Source organism: Pseudomonas sp. HP_08, from assembly GCF_055284095.1.
In genome coordinates this window covers 424871-447866 of the sequence record NZ_JBTOQC010000012.1, presented here as the reverse complement: position 1 = coordinate 447866, position 22996 = coordinate 424871, and the positions used below count along the sequence as shown (strand labels likewise).

General features: G+C 62.3%; 18 protein-coding genes. 4 read left to right on the top strand and 14 right to left on the bottom strand.

Annotated features, from left to right (window positions below):
• Positions 1 to 110 precede the first annotated feature (110 nt).
• On the top strand, positions 111 to 1673 hold the full coding sequence (ahpF, locus tag ACYAS9_RS13575; RefSeq protein ID WP_463568808.1) for an alkyl hydroperoxide reductase subunit F: 1563 nt from the start codon (positions 111 to 113) through the stop codon (positions 1671 to 1673).
• A 55-nt stretch (positions 1674 to 1728) separates the two neighbouring features.
• Here ahpF and gloA read toward each other — a convergent pair whose 3' ends face one another.
• Entirely contained in the window at positions 1729 to 2250 is a 522-nt protein-coding gene (gene gloA / locus ACYAS9_RS13570) for a lactoylglutathione lyase (RefSeq protein WP_463568807.1), read from the bottom strand.
• Between the two features lie 162 nt (positions 2251 to 2412).
• Between gloA and ACYAS9_RS13565 the strand changes: the two genes are divergently transcribed.
• A complete protein-coding gene (locus ACYAS9_RS13565) occupies positions 2413 to 2964 on the top strand; it encodes a DUF4946 domain-containing protein (RefSeq protein WP_463568806.1) in 552 nt (183 codons plus the stop codon).
• Positions 2965 to 3398: 434 nt separating this feature from the next.
• Here the strand turns inward: ACYAS9_RS13565 and ACYAS9_RS13560 are convergent, their stop codons facing one another.
• The 6 genes from ACYAS9_RS13560 to ACYAS9_RS13535 all read right to left on the bottom strand — a co-directional run bounded on the left by ACYAS9_RS13560 (position 3399) and on the right by ACYAS9_RS13535 (position 11534).
• Positions 3399 to 3764, bottom strand: a complete 366-nt coding sequence (locus ACYAS9_RS13560; RefSeq protein ID WP_463568805.1) for a histone-like nucleoid-structuring protein, MvaT/MvaU family — start codon at positions 3762 to 3764, stop codon at positions 3399 to 3401.
• 341 nt (positions 3765 to 4105) lie between these two features.
• Complete coding sequence (locus tag ACYAS9_RS13555; RefSeq protein WP_463568931.1) at positions 4106 to 5197, bottom strand: HEAT repeat domain-containing protein; 1092 nt, start codon at positions 5195 to 5197, stop codon at positions 4106 to 4108.
• A gap of 72 nt (positions 5198 to 5269) precedes the next feature.
• Positions 5270 to 6676: an efflux transporter outer membrane subunit gene (locus ACYAS9_RS13550; RefSeq protein WP_463568804.1), complete on the bottom strand. Its 1407-nt coding sequence runs from the start codon at positions 6674 to 6676 to the stop codon at positions 5270 to 5272.
• A complete protein-coding gene (locus tag ACYAS9_RS13545; RefSeq protein ID WP_463568803.1) occupies positions 6676 to 9867 on the bottom strand; it encodes an efflux RND transporter permease subunit in 3192 nt (1063 codons plus the stop codon). The genes ACYAS9_RS13550 and ACYAS9_RS13545 overlap by 1 nt, the downstream gene beginning before the upstream one ends.
• 12 nt (positions 9868 to 9879) lie before the next feature.
• Entirely contained in the window at positions 9880 to 11124 is a 1245-nt protein-coding gene (gene mexE, locus ACYAS9_RS13540) for a multidrug efflux RND transporter periplasmic adaptor subunit MexE (protein WP_463568802.1), read from the bottom strand.
• A 185-nt stretch (positions 11125 to 11309) separates the two neighbouring features.
• Positions 11310 to 11534, bottom strand: a complete 225-nt coding sequence (locus tag ACYAS9_RS13535) for a hypothetical protein (protein WP_463568801.1) — start codon at positions 11532 to 11534, stop codon at positions 11310 to 11312.
• A 124-nt stretch (positions 11535 to 11658) separates the two neighbouring features.
• On the opposite strand from ACYAS9_RS13535, the gene ACYAS9_RS13530 reads away from it, so the two are divergent.
• Positions 11659 to 12582, top strand: coding sequence for a LysR family transcriptional regulator (locus ACYAS9_RS13530; RefSeq protein ID WP_463568800.1), 924 nt, complete (start codon positions 11659 to 11661; stop codon positions 12580 to 12582).
• On the opposite strand, the gene ACYAS9_RS13525 is transcribed toward ACYAS9_RS13530, so the two are convergent.
• From ACYAS9_RS13525 to galB, 5 genes are all read right to left on the bottom strand, one after another.
• Positions 12573 to 13016 carry a GlcG/HbpS family heme-binding protein gene (locus ACYAS9_RS13525; protein ID WP_463568799.1) on the bottom strand — a complete coding sequence of 148 codons (444 nt, stop codon included), beginning with the start codon at positions 13014 to 13016 and terminating at the stop codon, positions 12573 to 12575. The genes ACYAS9_RS13530 and ACYAS9_RS13525 overlap by 10 nt on opposite strands.
• A 2-nt stretch (positions 13017 to 13018) precedes the next feature.
• Entirely contained in the window at positions 13019 to 14377 is a 1359-nt protein-coding gene (locus tag ACYAS9_RS13520; protein WP_463568798.1) for a metal-dependent hydrolase family protein, read from the bottom strand.
• A 111-nt stretch (positions 14378 to 14488) separates the two neighbouring features.
• Positions 14489 to 15574 (bottom strand): 4-oxalomesaconate tautomerase, encoded by a 1086-nt coding sequence (locus ACYAS9_RS13515; protein ID WP_463568797.1) that lies wholly within the window; start codon positions 15572 to 15574, stop codon positions 14489 to 14491.
• 1 nt (position 15575) lies between these two features.
• Positions 15576 to 16292 (bottom strand): 4-carboxy-4-hydroxy-2-oxoadipate aldolase/oxaloacetate decarboxylase, encoded by a 717-nt coding sequence (locus ACYAS9_RS13510; protein ID WP_463568796.1) that lies wholly within the window; start codon positions 16290 to 16292, stop codon positions 15576 to 15578.
• The gene (gene galB, locus ACYAS9_RS13505; protein WP_463568795.1) at positions 16289 to 17023 is read right to left on the bottom strand and encodes a 4-oxalmesaconate hydratase; all 735 of its coding nucleotides are present in this window, start codon (positions 17021 to 17023) and stop codon (positions 16289 to 16291) included. Before galB ends, ACYAS9_RS13510 begins: the two co-directional genes overlap by 4 nt.
• Before the next feature lie 161 nt (positions 17024 to 17184).
• Here galB and ACYAS9_RS13500 point away from each other — a divergent pair, with 161 nt between their 5' ends.
• Positions 17185 to 18366 carry a LysR family transcriptional regulator gene (locus ACYAS9_RS13500; RefSeq protein ID WP_463568794.1) on the top strand — a complete coding sequence of 394 codons (1182 nt, stop codon included), beginning with the start codon at positions 17185 to 17187 and terminating at the stop codon, positions 18364 to 18366.
• Positions 18367 to 18372: 6 nt separating this feature from the next.
• Here ACYAS9_RS13500 and ACYAS9_RS13495 read toward each other — a convergent pair whose 3' ends face one another.
• The gene (locus ACYAS9_RS13495) at positions 18373 to 22038 is read right to left on the bottom strand and encodes a hypothetical protein (RefSeq protein WP_463568793.1); all 3666 of its coding nucleotides are present in this window, start codon (positions 22036 to 22038) and stop codon (positions 18373 to 18375) included.
• Positions 22035 to 22994 carry a hypothetical protein gene (locus ACYAS9_RS13490; RefSeq protein WP_463568792.1) on the bottom strand — a complete coding sequence of 320 codons (960 nt, stop codon included), beginning with the start codon at positions 22992 to 22994 and terminating at the stop codon, positions 22035 to 22037. The genes ACYAS9_RS13495 and ACYAS9_RS13490 overlap by 4 nt, the downstream gene beginning before the upstream one ends.
• Positions 22995 to 22996 lie beyond the last annotated feature (2 nt).

The following is a 22996-nucleotide window of genomic DNA, read 5'->3' as shown; positions in this document are numbered from 1 at the left end:
ATCGGGGCGCCGCACGCTTGATTCTGTAAACCGCATCGCCCCATCAAACGCCCGGGCGGTCTTCGCCTGGGCGTTGTTATTTCTACCGCCTGAAAACAGGAAGCCGAAACATGTTGGACGCCAATCTTAAAGCCCAGTTGAAATCCTACCTGGAGCGGGTTACTCGCCCCATCGAGATCACAGCGTCCCTCGATGACGGCGCCAAGTCCAAGGAAATGCTTGCACTGCTGCAAGACGTTGTCAGCGTTGGCAAGGACATCACCCTGTCCACCGACGGTAATGATTCACGCACACCTTCGTTTGCCCTCAACAGCCCAGGCCAGAACATCAGCCTGCGCTTTGCCGGCATCCCGATGGGGCACGAGTTCACCTCGCTGGTCCTGGCCCTGCTGCAAACCGGCGGCTACCCGCCAAAAGTCAGTGCTGAAACCATCGAGCAAGTGCGCGCCCTGCAAGGCGAGTTCGCGTTTGAAACCTATTTTTCGCAGTCCTGCCAGAACTGCCCGGACGTCGTCCAGGCCCTGAACCTGATGGCAGTACTCAACCCGAACATCAAGCACGTCGCCATCGACGGCGCGCTGTTCCAGGATGAAGTCACCGACCGCAAAGTCATGTCGGTGCCCAGCATCTACCTCAATGGCGAAGTATTTGGCCAGGGCCGCATGGGCCTGGAAGAAATCCTCGCCAAGATCGACACCGGCGCCAGTGCGCGTCAGGCCGACAAGCTCAATGCCAAGGACGCCTTTGACGTCCTGGTGATCGGCGGTGGTCCTGCCGGTTCTGCCGCGGCGGTGTACGCAGCGCGTAAAGGCATTCGTACCGGTGTGGCGGCCGAGCGTTTTGGCGGTCAGGTGCTCGACACCATGGCCATCGAGAACTTCATTTCGGTACAACATACCGAAGGCCCGAAACTGGCCGTCGCGCTTGAAGAACACGTCAAGCAATACGAAGTCGACATCATGAACCTGCAACGCGCCGACCGCCTGATTCCAGGCAAGGCAGGCGAGCTGCATGAAGTGAAGTTCGCCAGCGGCGCGAGCCTCAAGGCCAAGACCCTGATCCTGGCCACCGGTGCGCGCTGGCGTGAAATGAACGTGCCGGGCGAGAAGGAATACCGCAACAAGGGCGTGGCTTACTGCCCGCACTGCGACGGCCCGCTGTTCAAAGGCAAGCGCGTGTCGGTGATCGGCGGCGGTAACTCCGGTGTCGAAGCGGCCATCGACCTGGCCGGTATCGTCTCGCATGTCACGCTGCTGGAGTTCGACAGCCAGCTGCGCGCCGACGCGGTACTGCAACGCAAGCTCAACAGCCTGCCTAACGTGACTGTGCTGACCAATGCACAGACCACTGAAGTCACCGGCGACAGCGAGAAGGTCAACGGCCTGCGCTACAAGGACCGGGTCAGTGGCGAAGAGCGCGCTGTCGAGCTGGAAGGTATCTTCGTGCAGATCGGCCTGCTGCCTAACAGCGAATGGCTCAAGGGTGTCATCGAGCTGTCGCCACGCGGTGAAATCGTGGCCGATGCGCGAGGTGAGACTTCGGTTGCGGGTATCTTCGCTGCCGGCGACGTGACCACCACGCCTTACAAGCAGATCATCATCGCCCTGGGCGAAGGTGCCAAGGCCTCGCTGAGTGCCTTCGATCACCTGATCCGTAGCAGCGCTCCGGCTTGATCGATGCCTGTTGAATGAAAAAGCCCCGTGATGATCAATCACGGGGCTTTTTTCGTTACAGCGGGGCGGGCTGGATGATTTCTACCCAGTAACCATCCGGGTCCTTGATAAACGCCAGGTGGTTCATGCGCCCGTCGGCCAGGCGTTTCTGGAAGTCCACGCCCAGTTGCTCGAAACGCTCGCAGGCAGTGACTACGTCGGGTACCGACACGCAGATATGACCAAAACCGCGCGGGTCGCTGTTGCCGTTGTGATAGGCAAAGCCTGCGTCGTTTTCGGTGCCGTGGTTATGGGTCAGCTCCAGCACGCCTGGGATCGACTTCATCCATTGGTGGCGGGCAGCGTCATCGGCCGGGATCAGCGCCTTGTCAACCAGTGCCAGAAAGTACAGGCTGAATTCGGCTTCCGGGAAATCGCGCTTGTCTACCAGGCTGAAGCCCAGTACGCGAGTGTAAAAGTCCAGCGAGGCGGTGATGTCCTTGACACGCAGCATGGTGTGGTTGAACACAAAACCCTGGGTAGCCGCTTCAGGGGCGGCGGTGACACCAGGGAAAGTGTCGAGATCGTGCAGGCTCATGGAAGTCTCCGGCTTGAGGGGTATAAAGGAACAAATGATACGGGGCAGGGTGTTCGATGCAAACCCTGAACCCCGCCTGAGCGCAATATTGATGGCATACCCCTTGTTCCGGTTCCCCGACAGCCTCAGACTTTTCCGATCTTCTCGCCGCAAGGGCCTGTCATGCTTTTCACTCTTTGCCGATCGTTTCTGGCCAGCCTGGGTCTTGGGCTGGTAGTCGTGCCGGCGTATGCCGCTGACGCGATGATTCTCTGGCCGGCCGGCTGGGAGGTCGAGTCACTGCCCGCCACCAGCGAAAGCGCCAGCCAGCCGTCTATTCAGCTCAGGCAACGTGCATTCAAGAAGGATGAGGCCGGTGATCCGAACATGATCATGGAGCTGACTCAGACACGCCTGACCCAAGGCCATGACGTCAATGTGCAAGGCGTGTTGCTGGAAATGCGCAAGGCCATTCAGGTCAACTTTGCCCGTGATGGCCTGCAGAGCGCCTGCACCCATGCGCGCGAAGTGAAGCTGGGAGGCGTGCCGGGCATGGAGAGCACGTGCACCATCACCCAGAATGGCGTGCATGTGATGACCCAGACATTGGTGGCCGCAGCCACTGCGCAGCAGGCCTGGTCGTTGTCTTATGCGGGGTCGACTGAAGGGTATGAAGCCAACAAGCAAGAAGTGCTGCGTATTCGCGACAGCCTGCGCCTCGGTGAGGTGCCTTGAGGTTTTCTGCGGGCAAAATAAAGCCCGCGTGAGCGGGCATGGGGCGCTAATCCTTTAGCAGCCTTGATCTTGAAGCAATCCATGTGAAAAAAGTGTGAAGCTTTTTCAGGCGTCGCCGCGCCCGGCGTGTCGCCAGTCAAACACTGGGAAAGAGCCTACACACAAGACTCAATTGTCTGATTGCATAAATAATAGTAATGCGCTCAGCCTTTTAAAGACTGTAACAAGGTCGACGTGTTTTAAGGGTTAAAATTATTGACGCCATTATTCTAGCGCGAGTCAGTTACATGACACACGTCACACTTTTATATGTCCGGTCAGTGCCGTAATCATTGCGGGCAGGCTGCACTTACTGTGTGCAGGTGTGAGCTATTACCGTGCGGCGATAATAAAAAAGCCCTGCGAGGCAGGGCTTTTCAAGAAGCGCAGTGCAATCAGGTGCGAATCCAGGAATCGACGGTGTCGACACCGTACTGCTCTTTCCAGGCTTTCAGGCCGCGGTGGTTACCGCCCTTGGTTTCGATCAGTTCACCGGTGTGCGGGTTCTGATAAACCTTGATGACGCGAGCACGGCGACGCTTTGGGCCGGCCGGTGCGGCGATCAGGCTGGTGGAGCTGCCTGGGTCGAGGATCGAGATGACGTCGCGCAGGCTTTTGCCGTAGCTGCCCATCAGTTCCTTGAGTTGCTGTTCAAATTCAATTTCTTTTTGCAGCCCGGTGTCCTTCTTCAAGGTTTCCAGCTGTGCCAGCTGTTCTTGAAGGGCTTTTTCTGCAGCGCGAAACTCGGCAAGTCTGGACAAAACAAATACTCCGACAGTCTATTGGCCGTGGCCGGCCAAACAAAGCGATAAGACAAAAATCTTTGATCCGATTCGCTCATTCCATTCCCGGCCTGCCGGCCGGATCAATGTTCAAACTAATCATTTCATCGATCACCGCCCGCTCACCGGGCAGTAATTAATCAGTGACGGCTGAATAATGCCCGTTTTTTTTCACTTAGAAAATAGTCTTGTGCAATTGTTGAACTCAACAGGCACTTTTATGGTCGTGCGCGGGTGTTATCCGCCGCACAGGTTGTAAGTTATTTCTGAAAGTTAGGGGCGTGTTGTCACGCCCCTGTCTTGTAACTTTCGTATGGCGCCTAAAGACCCTGTTGCAGCGCGGGGTCGTCCGGATTCTGCTGCTCCAGTTCGGCAAGCAGTACCTGAACGTGCTGTAACTGGCCGCTTTCGCGGGCGTACTGGATCAGCAGCACCCGCGCCCGGCGGTTGGCCGGCTGGCTTTGCAGGATGTGCACCAGTTGTTTCTGCGCCGCTTCCATCTGGTCCAGGTCATGCAGTGCCAGGGCCAGGTCATAACGGTAATTATTGTTGTCGGGCGCCAGCTCCGAGGCTTTGGCCAGGCTGAGCAGGGCATATTCGGGTTGTTCGTGCTCCAGCAGCCATTTGCCCAATGCATGCTGCAACAAGGGCGAATCGGGGTTGTGTTGCAGCAGGCGGGCAAACTGTTGCCTGGCTTGTTCCTGTTGCCCGGTGTCATCCATCAGCGCCAGCCGTGCCAGGGCGGCGTCGAGGTTGTCCGGCTCCAGGTTCACCGCTTCCTCCAGCGCTGCAAGGGCCTGGAGTTTTTGACCGGTCTGTTGGTAGAGGCTGGCCAGTTGCATGCGGTTCTGCACCGTGGGCGCCTGCTGTTGCAGGCTTTGCTGGTACAGCTCGGCGCTGTGTTGCAGGGCGGCAAAATACAGACCCAGCTCATCGGGCGACAGCTGGGTCAGCGCCAGGGTGGCGTCGAAGCGTACCGCAGCATCGGGATCGCTGAGTAACGGGCCAAGCAGCACGCTGCGGTGGGCGCGCGGTAACAGATGCAGGGTCGCCTTGATCGCGGCCTGACGCACGGCAGGCGAATCGTTGCCCAGATTGGCATCGAGCAGCTTCAGCGCCTGCGGGCTGGGGTAGTGGGGCAGTTCGGCCAGCAGGTTGATGCGCCGCTCATCGCGCAGGTCGGTGCGTGCCAGTTGCTGATAGAGCATCCGCGCCGCACCGGGTTTGCCGTCATGGGCCTGGTCCAGCGCTTGTTGATAGGTGTGGCTGAGCTTGGCCGGCGCGGTATCGATCGGCGTGTGGCGCCAGGCCAGGAACGCCACCAGCAGGGCGCACACCAGCGACGCGCCCAGTAACACGCGCCGCCAGCGCCGGACATGAGGTTGAAGAGCTGAGTCCTTGGTCATACCGATATCCACTCTTTGAGACATGCAGCTTCAAAGAGACGAAGGCAGCTGTCAAATCTGTAGGCCGGGCGAGCGCGCCTACGACTGCCAGCCTCCACCCAGCGCCTTGTAGATCGCCACGATGCCTTGATACAGGTCGATCTGTGCCTGGGCCTGAGCGTCTTCGGCGGCCAGGCGCTCACGTTCGGCGTCGAGCAACACCAGGAAATCGGCGGTGCCTTCACGGTATTGCACCGAGGCCAGGCGCGCCGCCTCGCGGCTGGCTTCGCTCTGGCGCAGCAGGGCGAGCAAGCGCTGCTGGCGCTTGTTGTAATCGCTGAAGGCGTTTTCCGACTCTTCCAGCGCCAGCAGCACTTGCTGCTCGTAACCGGCCAGAGCGCCTTCGGCATCGGCGTCGGCGCTACGGATCTGCGCCCTTACGCTGCCCAGGTCGAAGGCCGCCCAGGTGATGCTCGGCCCCAGGCTCCAGGCCTTGGCGGCCGATGAGCCAATCTGCGACCCGCGCCCTGCGGTAAAGCCGAGAAAACCGCTAAGGCTGACCCGTGGAAACAGGTCGGCAGTGGCCACGCCAATCCGTGCGGTGGCGGCTGCCAGTTGCCGCTCGGCGGCGCGTACGTCGGGGCGTTGGCGCAACACCTGGCCTGGATCGCCAATTGCCAGCGTCTTGACGATGGCCGGCAGTCCGGCCGGCCCCAGGTCCACACTCAAAGCGTTTGGCCGCTCGCCCAGCAGGGTCGCGATGCGGTTGCGCTGGCGCACCTGCTCGGCCTGCAACTGCGGCACGCTGGCTTCGACAGCCGCCAGGCGTGCGTCGGCGCGCACCACATCCAGCTCGTTGCCGACGCCGGCATCACGCAACTGACGGGTGACATTGCGCGAGTCATCCTGGTTTTTCAGGTTGTCGCGGGCAATGGCTTCACGCAGTTGGGCGCCGCGCAGCTTGCCGTAGGCATCGACCACATCGGCAATCAAGGTGACCTGCAACTGGTACAGATTGGCTTCGGCCACCTGCTGGTCAGCGTCGCTGGCTTCCAGTTGGCGCTGGATGCGGCCGAACAGGTCGACTTCCCAGGCCATGTCCAGGCCCAGGTCGTAGCGTTCGCTGTTGACCCGCTGCTCGGTCTGGCCGGGTATCTGGCCCTTGCCGATGTCGCTGCTGGCGCGGCTGGTGATCACCGGCATGCGGTCATTGGCCACATCGTCACGAATCGCCCGGGCTGCCTTGAGCCGGGCAAACGCCACCCGTAGATCACGGTTACCGGCCAGCGACTGATTGACCAGCTTGTCCAGCGTCGGGTCTTCGAACTGCTGCCACCAGTTGGCAGCGCTGCGGCTGCGGTCATAAGCGGCTTTTTCGGTGCTGGCCTGTTCACTGGCGACAATCTGCGCGGCGGCGGTTTCAGGCGCCTTGTAGTCCGGGCCGACGGCGCAGGCCGCCAGCGCCAGAACCAACAGGCTTGGGGCAAAGAGTTTTACCGCGCTCATCAGTGCGCCTCCACAGGCAGGGTCGGTTGTTGGGCGATGCGGGCCGCCTTGCGGGCCTCGCGGCGTTCAACGAAGTTACGGATCAGGACATAGAACACCGGGGTCAGCAGCAGGCCGAAGAAGGTCACCCCGAGCATGCCGGAGAACACCGCGACACCCATCGCATGGCGCATCTCGGCACCTGCACCGCTGGACAACACCAGTGGCACCACACCCATGATGAAGGCGAACGAGGTCATCAGAATCGGCCGCAGGCGCAGGCGGCAGGCTTCCAGTACCGCATCCAGCGGGCTCAGGCCTTCGGCTTGTTTATCCTTGGCAAACTCGACGATCAGAATCGCGTTCTTGCACGCCAGGCCCACCAGTACGATCAGGCCGATCTGGGTAAAGATGTTGTTGTCGCTGCCAGCAATGATCACCCCGGCAATCGCCGAAAGCAGGGTCATCGGTACGATCAGGATCACCGCCAGTGGCAGGCTCCAGCTTTCGTACTGCGCCGCCAGCACCAGGAACGCCAGTAGCACACACAGCGGGAACACGAACAGCGCGGTATTGCCCGACAGAATCTGCTGGTAGGTCAGGTCGGTCCACTCGAAGGTCATGCCGTTGGGCAATTCACTGTTGAGCAGTTTCTCGATCGCCGCCTCGGCCTGGCCGGAGCTGTAGCCCGGTGCGGCCGCACCGTTGATCTCGGCCGTGATGAAGCCGTTGTAGTGCATGACCCGGTCAGGCCCTGCGGTGTCGGTGACCTTGACGAAGGTCGCCAGCGGGATCATCTCGCCCAGGTTGTTGCGTACCTTGAGCTGGCCGATCTGGTCGGCGTCCTGACGGAACTGTTGCTCGGCCTGAACGTTGACCTGGTAAGTACGGCCAAAACGGTTGAAGTCGTTGGCGTACAGCGAACCCAGGTAAACCTGCAGGGTGTCGAAGATGTCACTGATCGCCACGCCGTGGGTCTTGGCCTTTTCACGGTCGATGGCGGCATCGACCTGCGGCACGTTCACTGTATAGCTGGTGAACAGGCCGGCCAGCTCCGGCACGCTGCGGCTCTTGGTGATGATGTTCTGGGTTTCCTTGTACAGCTCGTCATAACCGAGGTTGCCACGGTCCTGAATCTGCAGGCGGAAACCGCCAATGGTGCCCAGGCCTTGTACCGGCGGTGGCGGGAAGATCGCCATGTAGGCTTCCTGAATCGACGCAAACTGGCCGTTCAGGGCACCGGCGATGGCATTCGCCGACTGGCTCGGGTCCTTGCGCTGGTCGAACGGCTTGAGTGCGACAAACACCACGCCGTTGTTCGGGCTGTTGGTAAAGCCGTTGATCGACAGGCCCGGGAAGGCAATCGCGTTCTCGACACCCGGCTGCTTGAGGGCCAGTTCCGACATGCGCTTGATCACATCTTCAGTGCGGTCCAGGCTCGCCGCATCCGGCAACTGTGCAAACGCCACCAGGTATTGTTTGTCCTGGCCGGGCACAAAGCCGGTCGGGGTGCTGGCAAAGCCCATCCAGGTCAGGACCATGAGGCCGGCATACACCAGCAGCGCAATGCCGCTGCTGCGAATGACCCGCGCGACGGTGCCGACATAACCCCGGCTGGCTTTTTCGAAGAAGCGGTTGAACGGACGGAACAGCCAGCCACCGAACATCCGGTCAAGCACCCGTGAGAAGCGGTCTTTCGGTGCGTCGTGGCCCTTGAGCAATACGGCTGCCAGTGCCGGCGACAGGGTCAGCGAGTTGAACGCCGAGATCACTGTTGAAATGGCAATGGTCAGTGCGAACTGCTTGTAGAACTGCCCGGTCAACCCAGAAATGAACGCCGCCGGGATAAACACCGCACACAGCACCAGCGCCGTGGCGATGATCGGCCCGGTCACTTCGCCCATGGCCTTGTGCGTCGCGGCCACCGGCTCCAGGCCCAGCTCGATATTACGCTCGACGTTCTCGACCACCACGATGGCGTCGTCGACGACGATACCGATGGCCAGCACCAGGCCGAACAGCGACAGGGCGTTAAGCGAGAAGCCGAACATGTGCATCACGGCAAACGTACCGATCAGCGACACCGGCACGGCGACCAGCGGAATGATCGAGGCGCGCCAGGTTTGCAGGAACAGGATCACCACCAGCACGACCAGAATCAGCGCTTCGAACAGCGTGTGAATCACCGCCTCGATCGAGCCGCGGACAAAGATGGTCGGGTCATAGACGATCTCGTAGTCCATGCCCTGCGGGAAGCCTTTCTTCAGCTCGGCCATGCGCGCACGTACATCGTTGGAGATGTCGATGGCATTGGAGCCCGGACGCTGGAAGATCGGAATGGCCACGGCCGGCTTGTTATTGAGCAACGAGCGCAGCGCGTACTGATTGGAACCCAGCTCGATGCGGGCGACATCCTTCAGGCGAGTGATCTCACCGTTGGCGCCGGAGCGGATCACGATGTTCTCGAACTCTTCCTCGCTGACCAGTCGGCCTTGGGTGTTGATCGACATCTGGAAGCTGGTGGCGTTGGGCGAGGGCGGGGCGCCCAGTTGCCCGGCGGCGACCTGACGGTTCTGCTCGCGAATGGCGTTGACCACGTCGGTGGCGGTCAGGTTGCGCGAAGCGGTCTTGTTCGGGTCCAGCCAGACGCGCAACGAGTAGTCGCCCATGCCGAACAGTTGTACATCGCCGATGCCGTCCAGTCGCGCCAGCTCATCCTTGATGTTGAGCACGGCGTAGTTGGACAGGTAGAGCATGTCGTAGCGGTTATCGGGCGAGGTCAAGTGCACGACCATGGTCAGGTCGGGCGAGGCCTTGTCGACGGTGATACCGATGCGCGTCACCTCTTCAGGCAACTTGGGCTCGGTGCGGGTCACACGGTTCTGCACCTGCACCTGCGCGTTATCCAGGTCGGTGCCCAGCGCGAAGGTGATGGTCAGCGCCAGCTTGCCGTCGGCGGTGGCCTGGGACGACATGTACAGCATGCCCTCCACGCCGGTAATCGCCTGCTCCAGTGGCGAGGCCACGGTTTCGCCGATCACCTTGGGGTTGGCGCCGGGAAAGTTGGCGCGTACCACCACGGTCGGCGGCACGACTTCGGGGTATTCGCTGATCGGCAACTGGAACAGCGAGATGGAGCCGGCAATCAGCACCAGCAATGACAACACCGCGGCGAAAATCGGCCGTGATATGAAAAAGGTCGAAAAATTCATCGGATGTGTCCCTTAACCGCGCGGCGCAATAACGGCGCTGGCGAGTTTGACGGTGGCCTTGTTGTTGACTTGCGGTTCGTTGCTGGCCTCAAGCGCCTGGCGTTGCTGACGCAGGGCGGCCAGGGTCTGCTCGGTGGCCATCGGCGCGACTTCAGGGTCGACCGCCTGGCCTGGACGCACGCGCTGCAAGCCCTTGACCACAATGGTGTCGTCCTTGGCCAGACCGCTGCGCACGATGCGCAGGCCTTCAAGCTTCGGCCCCAGCTCTACCGGGCGGTACGTCGGGGTGTTGTCCTTGTCCATGACCAGCACGTATTTCTTGCCCAGATCGGTGCCGACCGCATCGTCTTGAATCAGCACGGCCGAGTAGGTGGCGCTGCCGACCAGCTTCAAGCGCGCGTACAGGCCCGGCGTGAAGCGACCGTCGGTGTTGTCGAACACCGCACGGCCACGGATGGTGCCGGTGCGCGGGTTGACCTGGTTGTCGACGAAGTTCATCTGCCCCAGGTGCGGGTTATCGGCTTCATTGGACAGGCCCAGGTACACCGGCGTGCTCTGGCCGCGCTGGCCTTGGCGCGCCAGCTCGTTGTACTTGAGGAACACACGCTCGTCGGCGTCGAAGTAGGCGTAGACCTTGTCGGTGGAGACCACGCTGGTCAGCGGCGTCACGTCGGCGGTGACGATGTTGCCGCTGGTGATCTCGGCGCGGCTGACCCGGCCGCTGATCGGTGCGGTCACGCGGGTAAAGCTCAGGTTCAGGCGCGCCAGGTCCAGTTGCGCCTGAATCGCGGCAACCCCGGCCTTGGCTTCCTGGGCCGAGGTGCTGCGCGAATCCGCCAGTTCGGCAGAGATCGCATTGTTGGCACGTAGACGATCGCCACGCTGGGCTTCGTTTTCACTGCGGTTGGCTACGGCGCGGGCTTGTTGCAACTGCGCTTCAAGGCGGCGGACTTCAGCCTGGAAAGGACGCGGGTCGATCTGGAACAGCACATCGCCTTTCTTGACCAGCGCGCCGTCAGTGAAGGCTACCTGATCGATCTGTCCCGACACACGCGGACGCACTTCAACAGTTTCCGGCGCTTCCAGGCGGCCAGTGAACTCGTCCCACTCGTTGATCGGCTGTTCCAGGACCTTGGCCACCGTGACCTTGGGTGCCCCCGGCCCCGACGTTGCCTGAGGCGCCTGGCCACAGGCACTGATCACCACCAGGGCCAGAGCAGTAAGGGGAAAGCGCAAATGATGCAGTGAGCGAGCCATGGAGAATCCGCCAGAGAGAATAGGGAATGGGCGGATTCTGTTGCGGGGGGGAACTATTAACGAATCGAATGGACCGAAGGTTATTATCGATCTGAATGATGGGTTCGGCGTTCGCGGTTAAAACCGCCTCTACGGAGAGCCTGGCCCCGTAGCAGCGGTTTTAATCGCGAGCAGACGTGCTGCAATTACCGCCCATCCGCCACCTTGCGCTCGACCTCGTCGACCTTGCGCTGCAATTCTTCGTTCTCCTGTTCCTTGGTTCTGATGTCGCTGGGGGTGATCACTTCGTCGATGACCCTGGTCTTGCCGCTCGTGTCCTCCAGGTCGCGGCGAACCACATCCACCGGTTTACCTTGCGCATCGGTCGGTTGGCCGGCGCCGTCTCGTTCATGTTTGCTGTCATTGCTCATGGGGACTTCTCCTGTGCATGTACAGTTTTGAGGCCCCCATGCGCGATGAGTTCGGGGTTTTTTACGTGGGCTTTGCCGATAAGGCCGCATAGAATCCGCTTCATCCTTTGTTACAGGCATGTCCATGCGCTACCGTCGTCTCGATCTCAATCTGTTGGTGGCTCTTGATGCGTTGCTCGAAGAGTGCAGCGTCAGTCGTGCGGCGCAGCGGCTTAATCTGGGGCAGTCGGCGACCAGTGCAGCCCTGGCGCGGTTGCGCGAGCATTTTCAGGATCCGTTGCTGGTGGCGGTCGGGCGTAATCTGGAACCCAGTGCGCTGGCCCGTGAGCTGGCGCCCAAGGTGCGTGAGGTGTTGGCGCTGGCCGGGGAGGTGATCGATGCCTCGGTGCTGTTCGAGCCTGCGCGTTGTGAGCGGCGTTTCACGATCGTGGCCTCGGACTATGTGGCGGCGACCCTGCTGCCGGCCGTCAGCCGCACACTGTCGCAGCGTGCGCCGGGCATCACTCTGGTGGTGCGCGACTTTCCCTTGCCGCGCGACGGCGATGTGGTGGCCGAGGCGTTGGAGTATCGGCGCAGCGATCTGGTGATCGTGCCGCAGCAACGGGTCAACCCGCGCTATGCGCAGGCGCCGCTGTTGCGTGACGAGCTGTGTTGCCTGGTGTGCGCCGAACAGCCCGGCTGGACGCAGGGCCTGAGTCTGGAGGCTTACTGTGCGGCCGAGCATGTCTTGCGCGAGTTCGCCGACGGCCAGAACCTTTCGCTGGATGCCCAGCACCTGCGCGACATCGGCATCGAACGGCGGGTGGCGGTCAGCGTGCCGAGCTTTTCGCTGATGGCCGACTATGTGGTCGGCACGCCCCGCGTCGCCACGCTGTTTCGCCGACAGGCCGAGGCGCTGGCGCAACGTTACCCGCTGCATGTGCTGTCCGCGCCGGTGGCGTTTCCGGCGGCGGTGCAAGTATTGCAGTGGCATCCCCAGCAAGATCAGGACCCGGCGCTGGCCTGGTTGCGTCAGCAGTTATTGCTGCAGGCGCAAGCTCACGCCTGAGCATCACCGGTGTCGCCGCGCAGGCCCAGTTCGGCGATGGCCAGCAGCGCGCAGCGTTCATCGTTGTCCGAGGTGTCGCCGCTGACGCCGATAGCGCCCAGCAACTCGCCTTCAGGGTTGCGTAGCAGAACCCCGCCGGCCACCGGGATCACTTCACCTCCGGTCAAGCTGTTGATGGCGTCGAAAAAGCCCGGCATCGCCTGGGCACGCCTTGCCAGTTCACGGCCGCCAAAGCCCATGCCCAGGCAACCGCGGGCCTTGCCGGTGGCGATCTGCGGGCGCAGAAAACTGGCATATTCGTCGCGCAACACTGCCAACGGGTGCCCGGCCGCATCAAGCACCGCCGCCGCCAGCGGGCGCAGGCCCAGGTGGCGGGCATGGCGCAGGGTCGCGGCGGCCAGTTGCAATGCTTGTTCAAAATCCAGTACGGCCATGCTCACAGGCTCCCTTTGCCCAGATTTCCTTTGCCCAGCTGCGCGACGCGGTCGCGGGTGTACAAGTCGGTCCACTTCAGGCTGTTGAAATCCGAAACCTGCTTGGGGTTGTAAGCCGTGCGCGTCAGGTTGACCGGTACGCCGGCCTTGTACACCGCCTGCAGGCGCTGGCGGTCCTGCAGGAGGCGAATGTCCTCCAGCGGCGAGCCGTCGAGCAGCAACAGATCGGCCTGCTTGCCGGCTTCCAGCGTGCCGAGTGTTTCGCCACGCGGCATCAAGCGTGCACCGACGTTGGTCGCGGCATACAGCGCCTCAGCCGGGGTAAAGCCGAGGCGGGTGACCAGTAACTCAAGTTCGCGGGCGTGCCATTCGCCATACGGCGTTACGGCAAAGCCGCTGTCGCTGCCACAGGCGAACGGAATGCCGGCAGCCTTGGCGCGCTTGAGCACCGGCGTGCCCACTTCCAGGGTCCGTGCGCAATAGCCGGCGTAACCGGTGGTAATCGCCGGATCATGGGGCTGACAGAAGTCCACCGTGTTCTGCGGAAAGGTCATGGTCGGCGCCAGCACGCTGCCGGCCTGCAACAGCGCCTCGATGCAGGCGTCATCCATGTAGAACGCATGAAACACCAGGTCGACCCTGGCCTTGGCCGCGTACATCACCGCTTCCCGGCCATAGGCGTGGGTCGCGACCCGGCAGCCGAGGCGGTGGATCTCGTCGACCATCTCGCGGGTTTCATCCAGGGTGAAGGCGGCAATGATCTCGCCATTGGGGCGCCGGTGCGTGCCGTCCATGGCGATCTTGATCAGGTCGACGCCGTCCTTGGCCTGCTTGCGAATCTCGGCGATGGCGTCGGTACGGCTGGTGACCAGGGCGGCGGTGAAGTATTCCGGGGCGCCGACGCGGCTGGGAAACCAGTCGTTGAGGCTCTGGCGATTGGTGATCACCCGGCTGCTGGCGGCGATGCGCGGGCCTTCGAACAGCCCGGCGTTCACCGAATTGCGCACCGCGATGCTGAGCTGGCCGCTGTCACCGGGGCAGATCATCGAGGTGACGCCGGCGGCGAGTACGTGCTGGGCAAAGAACATCCCGCGCAAGGCACGGAATTCGTCGCTGGTCCACAGATCGATGTCTTCCTCGCTCTGGGCATTGCCGAACGCCAGATGGGTGTGGACATCCACCAGCCCCGGCATGACGAAGTCGCCACGCACTTGGCGGTCGCCAACGTCAGGTCGCGGCGCCTGCGTGGTCGGCCCGACATGGCGTATCAGGCCGTTCTCGATGATCAGCGTCTGGTGGTGGCGGGCAATCAGGTCGGTGCCGTCGAACAGGGTGTTGCAGTGCAGGTGCAGGGCGCCCATGGGTCAATCTCCTCGTCTTGTTATGGACGAGGAGGCTGAGGGATGCAGGTCGGCAAGACCAACAGATCGTATTGATGGACCGCTATCGATGCGCTCGATAGCTTCCAGGCGTTACGCCAATGCCTGGCTCCACACCGCACGCGGGATGTTCACGTAGCCATCGAACAGCAAGCGTGCCGTGCGCAGCAGGCCGCAGCGGGTGGGCAAGCCGTTGTCCAGATGCAGTTCGACCGTGAACTCGCCACTCGGGTGTTCCACCGACAGGCGCTGCAAGGCGTCGTTGCTCACCTGGGCCAGCGGCGCTGCCACCGAGCCTGGAATCAGGCAGGCGCTGGCCACGCTGACCGCGCCGAACACGCCAATCGAGGCGTGGCAGCGGTGCGGGATGAAACTGCGGGTACTGATCGCGCCACCGGCCTGCGGCGCGGCAATCAGGCACATTTTCGGCACATTGCGCTGGCTGACATCGCCCAGGTTCATGCGCGGCCCGGCTTGCAGGCGAATCGACTCCAGGCGCGCCTTCAAGTCGTCATCGGCGTCCAGCGCTTCGCGGCTTTCATAGCCGCTGCGGCCCAGGTCTTCGGCGCGCAGCAGGATCACCGGCATGCCGTTGTCGATGCAGGTCACTTCAATGCCGTCGAAGCGGTCCAGCGCATTGCCGGTTGGCAGCAAGGCACCACAACTGGAGCCGGCGACATCGGCAAACTCGATCACCTGCGCCGCCGCCGTGCCGGGCACGCCGTCGATGCGGGCGTTGCCGGCATAGTTCACCTGGCCGTGCGCAGTCGCCACCCGCGCCACGGCGATCTGGCCGGTGTTTTCCATGAAGATGCGCACGGTGGTCAGTTCATCCTGCACCGCCACCAGCCCGCGCTCGATGGCGAACGGGCCGATGCCGGCAAGGATATTGCCGCAGTTCTGGCCATAGTCGACCCGCGCTTCGTCGACCAGCACCTGCGCGAACAGGTAGTCGACATCGGCATCGCTGCGCCTGGAGGCGCGCACGATGGCGACCTTGCTGGTCAGCGAGTCAGCGCCGCCGATGCCGTCGATCTGCCGGCTGTCCGGCGAGCCCATCGCCGCCAGCAGCACCTGGTCGCGCAGGTGCGGGTCGCTCGGCAGGTCGTCGGCCAGAAAGTAGGCGCCCTTGGAGGTGCCGCCTCGCATCAACAAACAGGGAATGCGCGTCTGGCTCATCTCAGTTCTCCAGTTCCTCGAGGCTGTCGATGTAGCGCAGGCCTTCGGCGACCAGGCGCTCGCGCATGTTGTAGATGTCCAGACCCAGTTCGCCAGCGGCCAGGCGCAGGCGCTTTTGCTCTTCGACCTCGGCACGCTTGCGCGCAGCCTCGACCACCTGCTGCGCCTCACTCAGGCGCACGATCACCACGCCGTCGTCGTCGGCAATCACGATGTCGCCGGCATTCACCAGTTGGCCGGCACACAACAGCGGCAGGTTCACCGAGCCGATGACTTCCTTGACAGTGCCCTGGGCATTGATGGCTTTGGACCACACCGAAAAGCCCATCTGCCGCAAGGTCTGGGTGTCGCGCACGCCGGCATCGATCACCAGTGCGCGTACGCCACGAGCCTGCAACGAAGTCGCCAGCAGGTCACCGAAATAACCGTCCTCACACGGCGAGCTGGGCGCGACCACCAGAATATCGCCGGCCTGGCACTGCTCGACCGCGACATGGAACATCCAGTTATCGCCCGGCGCCACCAGCACGGTGACGGCAGAACCGGCCACCGACACGCCTTGCTGGATCGGCCGGATGCCGGTGCCGAGCAAGCCCTTGCGGCCTTGGGCTTCGTGTACGGTGGCCACGCCGTAGCGGGCCAGTTCATCGATCACCGCGCTGTCTGCGCGGGGGATAGTGCGCAGTACCACGCCTTTCTTGCCAATCAGCGTACTCATGCCAGGTTCTCCGTCACGCGGGGGAAGATACTCTGCAAGCCTTCGGCGTAGATGATGTTGCGGCTGGAAGTGATGCCGACGTTGCGCTTGGCCTGCACGCCACGTTGCAGCGCGACGCGAGTGTAGTACTCCCACAGGTGTTCTTGCCCGGCCATGCACTGGATGGCGGCGTATTTCTTGTCCCAGACCTCGGTGATGTCGAGGAAGGTGTCCGGGCGCCACTCGCATTGCTCGGGCTGGTGCGGCTCGAAGGCATACACCGGCGGCGCGCCGACGATTTTCTCGCCGGGCTTGTAGCCTTCAGCCTGGGCGATGATGCGCGCTTCCTGGGTCAGGTTCATGGCCAGCGGGTGGTCGTAGTTGTACGGGTCCTTGATCGAGTGGCTGAGCACAAACTCCGGCTGTACGCGACGAAACACATCGGCCAGGCGGAACAGGGTGTCGGTGTCGGCGCGCATCGGGTAGTCGCCGATGTCAAAGAATTCGACGCTGGCGCCAAGGATATCGGCGGCCGCCTGGGCTTCTTCGCGGCGCGAAGCCTTGACCTTGTCTTCGGTCATCTCGCCCTTGCGCCACAGCTTGGCCGACTCGCCACGCTCACCGAACGACAGGCAAACGATGTGGACGTCGTAGCCTTTGCTGGCATGCAGGGCGATGGCGCCACCGGCACGCCAGACGAAATCGGCGGAGTGGGCGCTGACGACAAGGGCACTTCTGGATACGGCATTCATGACGGGTGACTCCTCTTGGCTTTTTATCGAGGATGTCAGCGCTGAGGGTTAAGGCCCAATGCGTTGCGTTGCATCAGGTATGCGTTTTGTTTATCGGATGTTTGCATGAATCGCCTGAATGCCCGATGCTGCAAGTCCTGGCGCCCTGTGAGTGAATCTGAATGCTTGATGAGTTTCCCAACCTGATGCAGGTCCGCGCCTTCGTACGGGTGGCCGAGCAGGGCAGCGTGTCGAAAGCCAGCGAGGTGCTGTTTCGTGCCCAGTCGGTGGTGACCCGGGCGATTGCCGACCTGGAGGCGCACTTGGGCGTGCCGTTGTTCGAGCGTCACGCCAATGGCATGCGCCTGACCGGTTACGGCGAGCGCTTGTTGCCGCGCGCGCGTCAGGTACTGGAAGAGCTGCAAAGCGTGGCGCGCCTGCTGGGGCACAGTGCAGAGCCGATTTATCTGTATCAGGTGCGGCGTTTGCAGGTGTTCGTCAAACTCTGTGAAACCCACCATATGCAGACCGTGGCCAGCCTGTTCGGCCTGACCCAGCCGGCGGTCAGCGCGGCGCTTAAAGTGCTGGAGAGCGGTTGCGGTTGCAGCCTGTTCGAGCGCACGCCGCGTGGCTTGCAGCCGACCCGCGCCAGCCTGGACATTCAGTTTCCGATCCGTCGGGCACTCAACGAACTGCGCCACTTGCAGGACGATCTGGCGCAGCTGCAAGGCGCCTTGCAGGGCGTGGTCATGGTCGGCGCCTTGCCGCTGGGCCGCACACGGATTCTGCCGCAAGCGATCTTGCGCCTGACCACACAACACCCGCAGGTGCGCGTGGTGACCAACGAAAGCCCCTTCGATTTGCTGGCAACCGACCTGCGCGCCGGGGATGTGGATTTCATCTTTGGCGCCTTGCGCGCGCCGGGTTATGCCAGCGATCTGGTCGGCGAGGCATTGCTGAGCGAAGAACTGGTGATTCTGGCCCGCCGCGGCCATGCCTTGCTGGGGCGTGAGGTGAACGTAAGCGACCTTTCCGGCGCACGCTGGGTATTGCCGCGGCCGGGCTCGCCGGCGCGGCCGATTCTCGATGAGTTTTTTGCAGCCTCCGGCATGACCGCACCGTGGCCGGTGGTGGAAAGCGGCGACCTGGCGATCATTCGCGGCTTGCTGCTGCACTCGGACATGCTTGCCGCCGTGTCAGCCCATCAACTTCAGCACGAGATCGAACTGGGCGAGCTGTGCCCGCTGGTGCTGCCGATGCCGCACACCCAGCGGTCGATCGGCATGACCTGTCGGATGGGCAGCCTGCATTCGCCGGCGGCCGCGGCGTTGATGGGGTTTATTCGCGAGGTGAGCCGGGTTTAGCTCGAATCATTCGGCTTTCTTCTCGCCCACGCTGCGGCGGATGCGCAGCCAGCCCTCGGTGATGTGTTGAGGGCTGTAGTCCAGGGTGCTCTTGGCATTGTTGATGTCGGTCAGGGCGGTGCTGTTCCAGGTCTGGTTGTCAGCGATGATCCAGTGCCAGTCGCCGCTGGCGACGCCCGGCAGGATCATCGACATCGGTGAGTTCGGGTCGCCGACATCGGGCAGGGTGCGACCCGATAACACCGGAAAATTCTCGAAGGTCACTTCCAGAGAAGCCAGGGCAGGGGCGTAATGCACCGGCGGGATATCGATGTTCTTCACCGGCAGGATGCCACTGCTGGCATGCACGCTGCCGCGCGGGTCGAGCAGCATCAGCACTTCCACCGGGTCTGCGCTGGGGACAAGGGTCAGGGCGTCGTGGGGTTGCGGGCTGTCGCCGGCTTTGATGGCTTCGTCATAGGGCGCATGGAAATGCTGGAAATCTTCGCGGCATTTCGGGTCGATCCAGTAGCCCACCAAGGTGTCGTCCAGCTGGTTCAGTGCACCGAGGCGTACCGGGAACCGTACCTGGCGCACCCCGGCGTCGTCGGGTTGGTCATTGTGCAGCAGCGACTGCTCGAAACGATCCCAGCCTTGATGGTGCGCAGCGGGGCCCGCCAGTTCCAGCGCCAGGCTGGCGCGGGCCAGCACCAGCGGCTGGCCGGTCAGGACCACTTGCTGAGCGGTTTCGGCAAATTGTGCCGGCAACGAAAAGCGCAACGCATTGTTCACGGACGCCAGGAAAGGCGCCAGGTGCTCTGAGTGGCCGTTGTTGTACAGGCGCTCGGCGAAATGCGTCAAATCCGCAGGCTGACCTTTGAACACGCTCGCCAGCGCGGTGCCGAACGCAAAGCCACCCATGGGCGCCGGTGTCCAGACGACCCGGGCACCGGTCAGCGCCAGCTCACCCAATGGCATGCCGTTGGCGGCATAGATCATCAAGGCGTTGTCCAGATGATTGGGCATGATCCAGCCCAGCACCGGGCTGCTGGATGAGGCGTTGTTGCTTTCCAGCGAGCTCTGTCGTGCCGCGCGCCAGCGAAATTGCAGGCGCGCTGGCTGGATGAGGCGCGGCGGCAGAAAGGCGCCCTCGCGGTCGCTCACGGATGAAGGGGGCTGAAGGCCCTTGGCGACCACGGTATGCAGCGTCTGGTAGTCCTTGAAACGGCCGAAAACGTCTACCAGTCGAAGCCGCTCGACATGCAGCAAGCCGGCCCGCAATGGCATGAAGCTGTTATGGGCCAGTGGCGAAAGACGGTTGTTTACGCCGACAGCGGCTTCGACCTGGCTGGCCAGCAGGCTCTCCTGCGGATCCCTCACGTGCATTTGCAGGGTATGTTGCTGCATCAACAGGGCATCGTTGAACCCGGTCATGCTCTGCGCCAGCAGTGGCAGCCGCCTGACCTTGTCGAGCAGTTGCTCCAGCGGCAGGGCCGGAGTGCCACGGCTGTCGAGATGGCGTTTGATTTCAGCCGCCAGGCCGAGTGTGGCGTTGGCCGAAAGCAGTGCGCTGGCACGGTAGGTCTGTGCCGGTGCCAATTCTTCACCCGTGTAGCTGAGGTCAAGGGCATCGAAGCTGAAGCTGAAGTGGTTCTGAATAAACGCCGGCCCAACCAGCGCACCGGTCTGCACCGGGCGCAGTTGCACCTCGTATTGCAGCAGAAACGGCATCCACATGGCCTCATCCCACGCCTGACAATAGTCAGGCCCAGGGGCGCAGCCTTGATAGTGCACCGGATCGGCAGGGTCGCCAGACAGGGTTTTGCAGGCGTTGCTCAGCAGCGCCAGGGTCGCGGGACGGTCGAGCGGGCCCTGACCGTTTGCAGCCGCCTGCCTGGCCAGTTCTTCGACCAGTACTGCTTGCAAGGCCGGGCCCACATGCAGGGCATCCACCAGCAGCGCTTGCAGTACCGGCGCCTGCGCCAGACTAGCCGGGATGTTCAGTTGCACTACATCCTTGGTGTCAAGGCTCATGGCCGGGCTGCCAGGCACTGCGCCTGAAGCGAGGGTAACGCTGTCGATCAGTTGCGAGGCCAATCGGCAGTGGCTGTCATCATCGTTACCGGTGTCCGGCGCATGACGCGCCGCAGGCTGCACATCGGCACCGGCGAGCATCAACACCGGTTCCACCGGCTGATAAAAACGCGGTGCTGCGGTTTGTTTCGAGAGCGTCAACAACGTCGGCAAGTCGGCGCTCAAGGCTTTCTCGCGCTGATTGATGCCATCCAGCAAGGTGTCCAGCTTCGCTTGCCGTGTGTTGATTTCAGCCACCTGGTCTTGCAGCCGTTTCACCATCTCGGGCCGTGCATTCTGAAGGTTGGACGGTACCCGTGCCGAAGCATGGGCAATCATCTGGTACCGATACCAATCAATGAACAGCTGTGATTGCAGTGCCTGAATGTCGCGCTCCAGTACGTTGACCTGGCCCTGTAGATCGTTCAGGTCGCCAAGGGCCTTCGTCTGTTCGACAGAGGCCTGAGGTGTTTTCGCATCGGCCTCCTGCGCATCCTTCTTATCCGTTTTGGTGACCGGGTCGATACTCCAGACCGCACCGCCGGACAGGGTGACAAAGCCTGCATCGTGTACAGCCTCTTCGAAGCGTGTCAGCGAGGTGGCCTGGTTGTCGGCGTCGGACAACAGGCCAAATTGCAAGGCATTGAGAACCTCTTCGGTGTTGTCGAGCCGGTCGGTGTTGTCCGGGCTCAGCTCATCGGCCATCAATGCCGAAAGCGCTTCGCGTGTGCTGGTAGCGATGGCTACGGTCAGTGATGGCTTGTCTTGCGCCTTGTCTTGCTGCAGATACTGCTTGTCGGCTTGCCAGGCAATACCGTCGACGATGCCACTGAGGAACAGTGCATTGGGTTGCTGGCCCGGTTCGTTGCCCGATGGTGCTTTCCAGCCGAACTGGCTGGCACCAGAAGGCTGTTGCAGCGGGTCTTGTTCCGAGTCCGAATACCAGCCACTGACCTGATAACTCAAGGTAAGGCCCACCTGCTTTTCGGTTGACAAGCCACCCAGGTCATCATGAAAGCCGAACACCGAAGAGCAATTGGGGTAGAACGCGGCAAAGGTGGGCTCACCGTAGCCCAGTGCGGTGAGCGGTTTGGGCGTGCGCGCAATAGGGCCGGGCTGCTCTTGCCATTGATCCGCGTCAAATACCTTGCCCAGCCAGGCAAAGCCAGGGCCCGATTGCTCGTTCTCGAACGGTAGGGTCGTTTGCAGCTTGCCTGGCGCCACCTCAGCGCTGTCGGTGCAGCGATCACTTTCCACCACCCAGCTGCGCAACACGGGGACCACTGAATCTGTGCCATTCGCGAGGAGGGCAATGCGCGTCACCAGCCAGCGGTTGGGCACTGCCGGAAAGATCAGCGCTTGTTTTTCGGTCTTGCCACGGGTCAATTGCCGGGGCAGGTTCCAGTGCAGGTGAATACCCGCTAGCGCTGGCTGTTCACCCTGAAAGGGTTGGCTGTTGGCAAGCACTGGCTCACTGAGCCAGGGGCCCGGCCGTCCACTGGCTGGCAACTGCGAGAAGTCAGCCATGGCTGCGAGCGTGCGGGCATTGGCCTGTACATCGCCGAGTCCCACGACCATTGCCGCGACATCGAGCGCCACGATCAGTGTGTTATCGCTCATGAATCACTCCACTGAAAGGTTACCTTGTCCACGCTTTCGACCATCTGCAGGGCGAAGCTGGCCGCCGTGAGGGGCTTGCCGACGCTGCGGGCCATGTTTGCCGCTAACCCGGCCAAGGGCATGACGCGGCGCCCGCCGGGACGAAAGCCGACCTCTGCCGAGGCGCCGTTGAACGTGCCGATATCCTTGGGGTTATCGCTCTCTAACCTGCGCAGATGCTTGCGGACGATGTCATTGCCGGCTTCGGCTACGCCAAAGTGCACGGCTTCACCGGGTGTGGTGAAGCAGACCTTCTTGACCAGGCCCGCAAACAGACACATCAGCACGCCTGGCGCCACCCGCTCCATGCGCACGATGGCTAATGCCTTGTCACTCTGAAGACTGTCGAAACCCTGGACTTCAAGGCCCGGCCAACTGTTGAGCAGCGTCGAGCGCAAGAGGAAACCGCTCAGGCTCTTTCGGACGCTCGTGTCAGAGGCGTTGCCCTTTGTATTGCCTTGGGTGTCGCTTGCGGCGACATGCGAATACTGCTCTTCGCGCATGGCCTGGCGTGCCCCGGATGTGCGGGCCTGCTCTTGCGCCTGATCGCTGAACATCTGGCGCGCCTGCTGCGTGGCCGCTGGCGCAACGCCCGCTGCGCCAAGGCTGAAAGCCCCGTCAAGCATGGCATCGATCCAGGCCTTGTCGACCTGAAAAAAGCGCAGCGACTCGGCCGGCAACATGGCGATATCCGCCACCAGATAGTTGAAGGGTACGCCCTTGAGCCGGTGCAGTTGCGTCAGCCAGTCACGGATCAACTGACTGTCGGCGGCGTCGACTGTTACGTCAATCTTGCGCGCCGCAATGGGCGGGCCACTCTTCATCAGTCGCTTTTTTCCGGGCTCCTGGGGCGGTGGAGGTTCCAGGCGCTTGCGCAATGCATCCAGGGTGAGTGTTGCGCTGAGTTGCCGAGCCATGG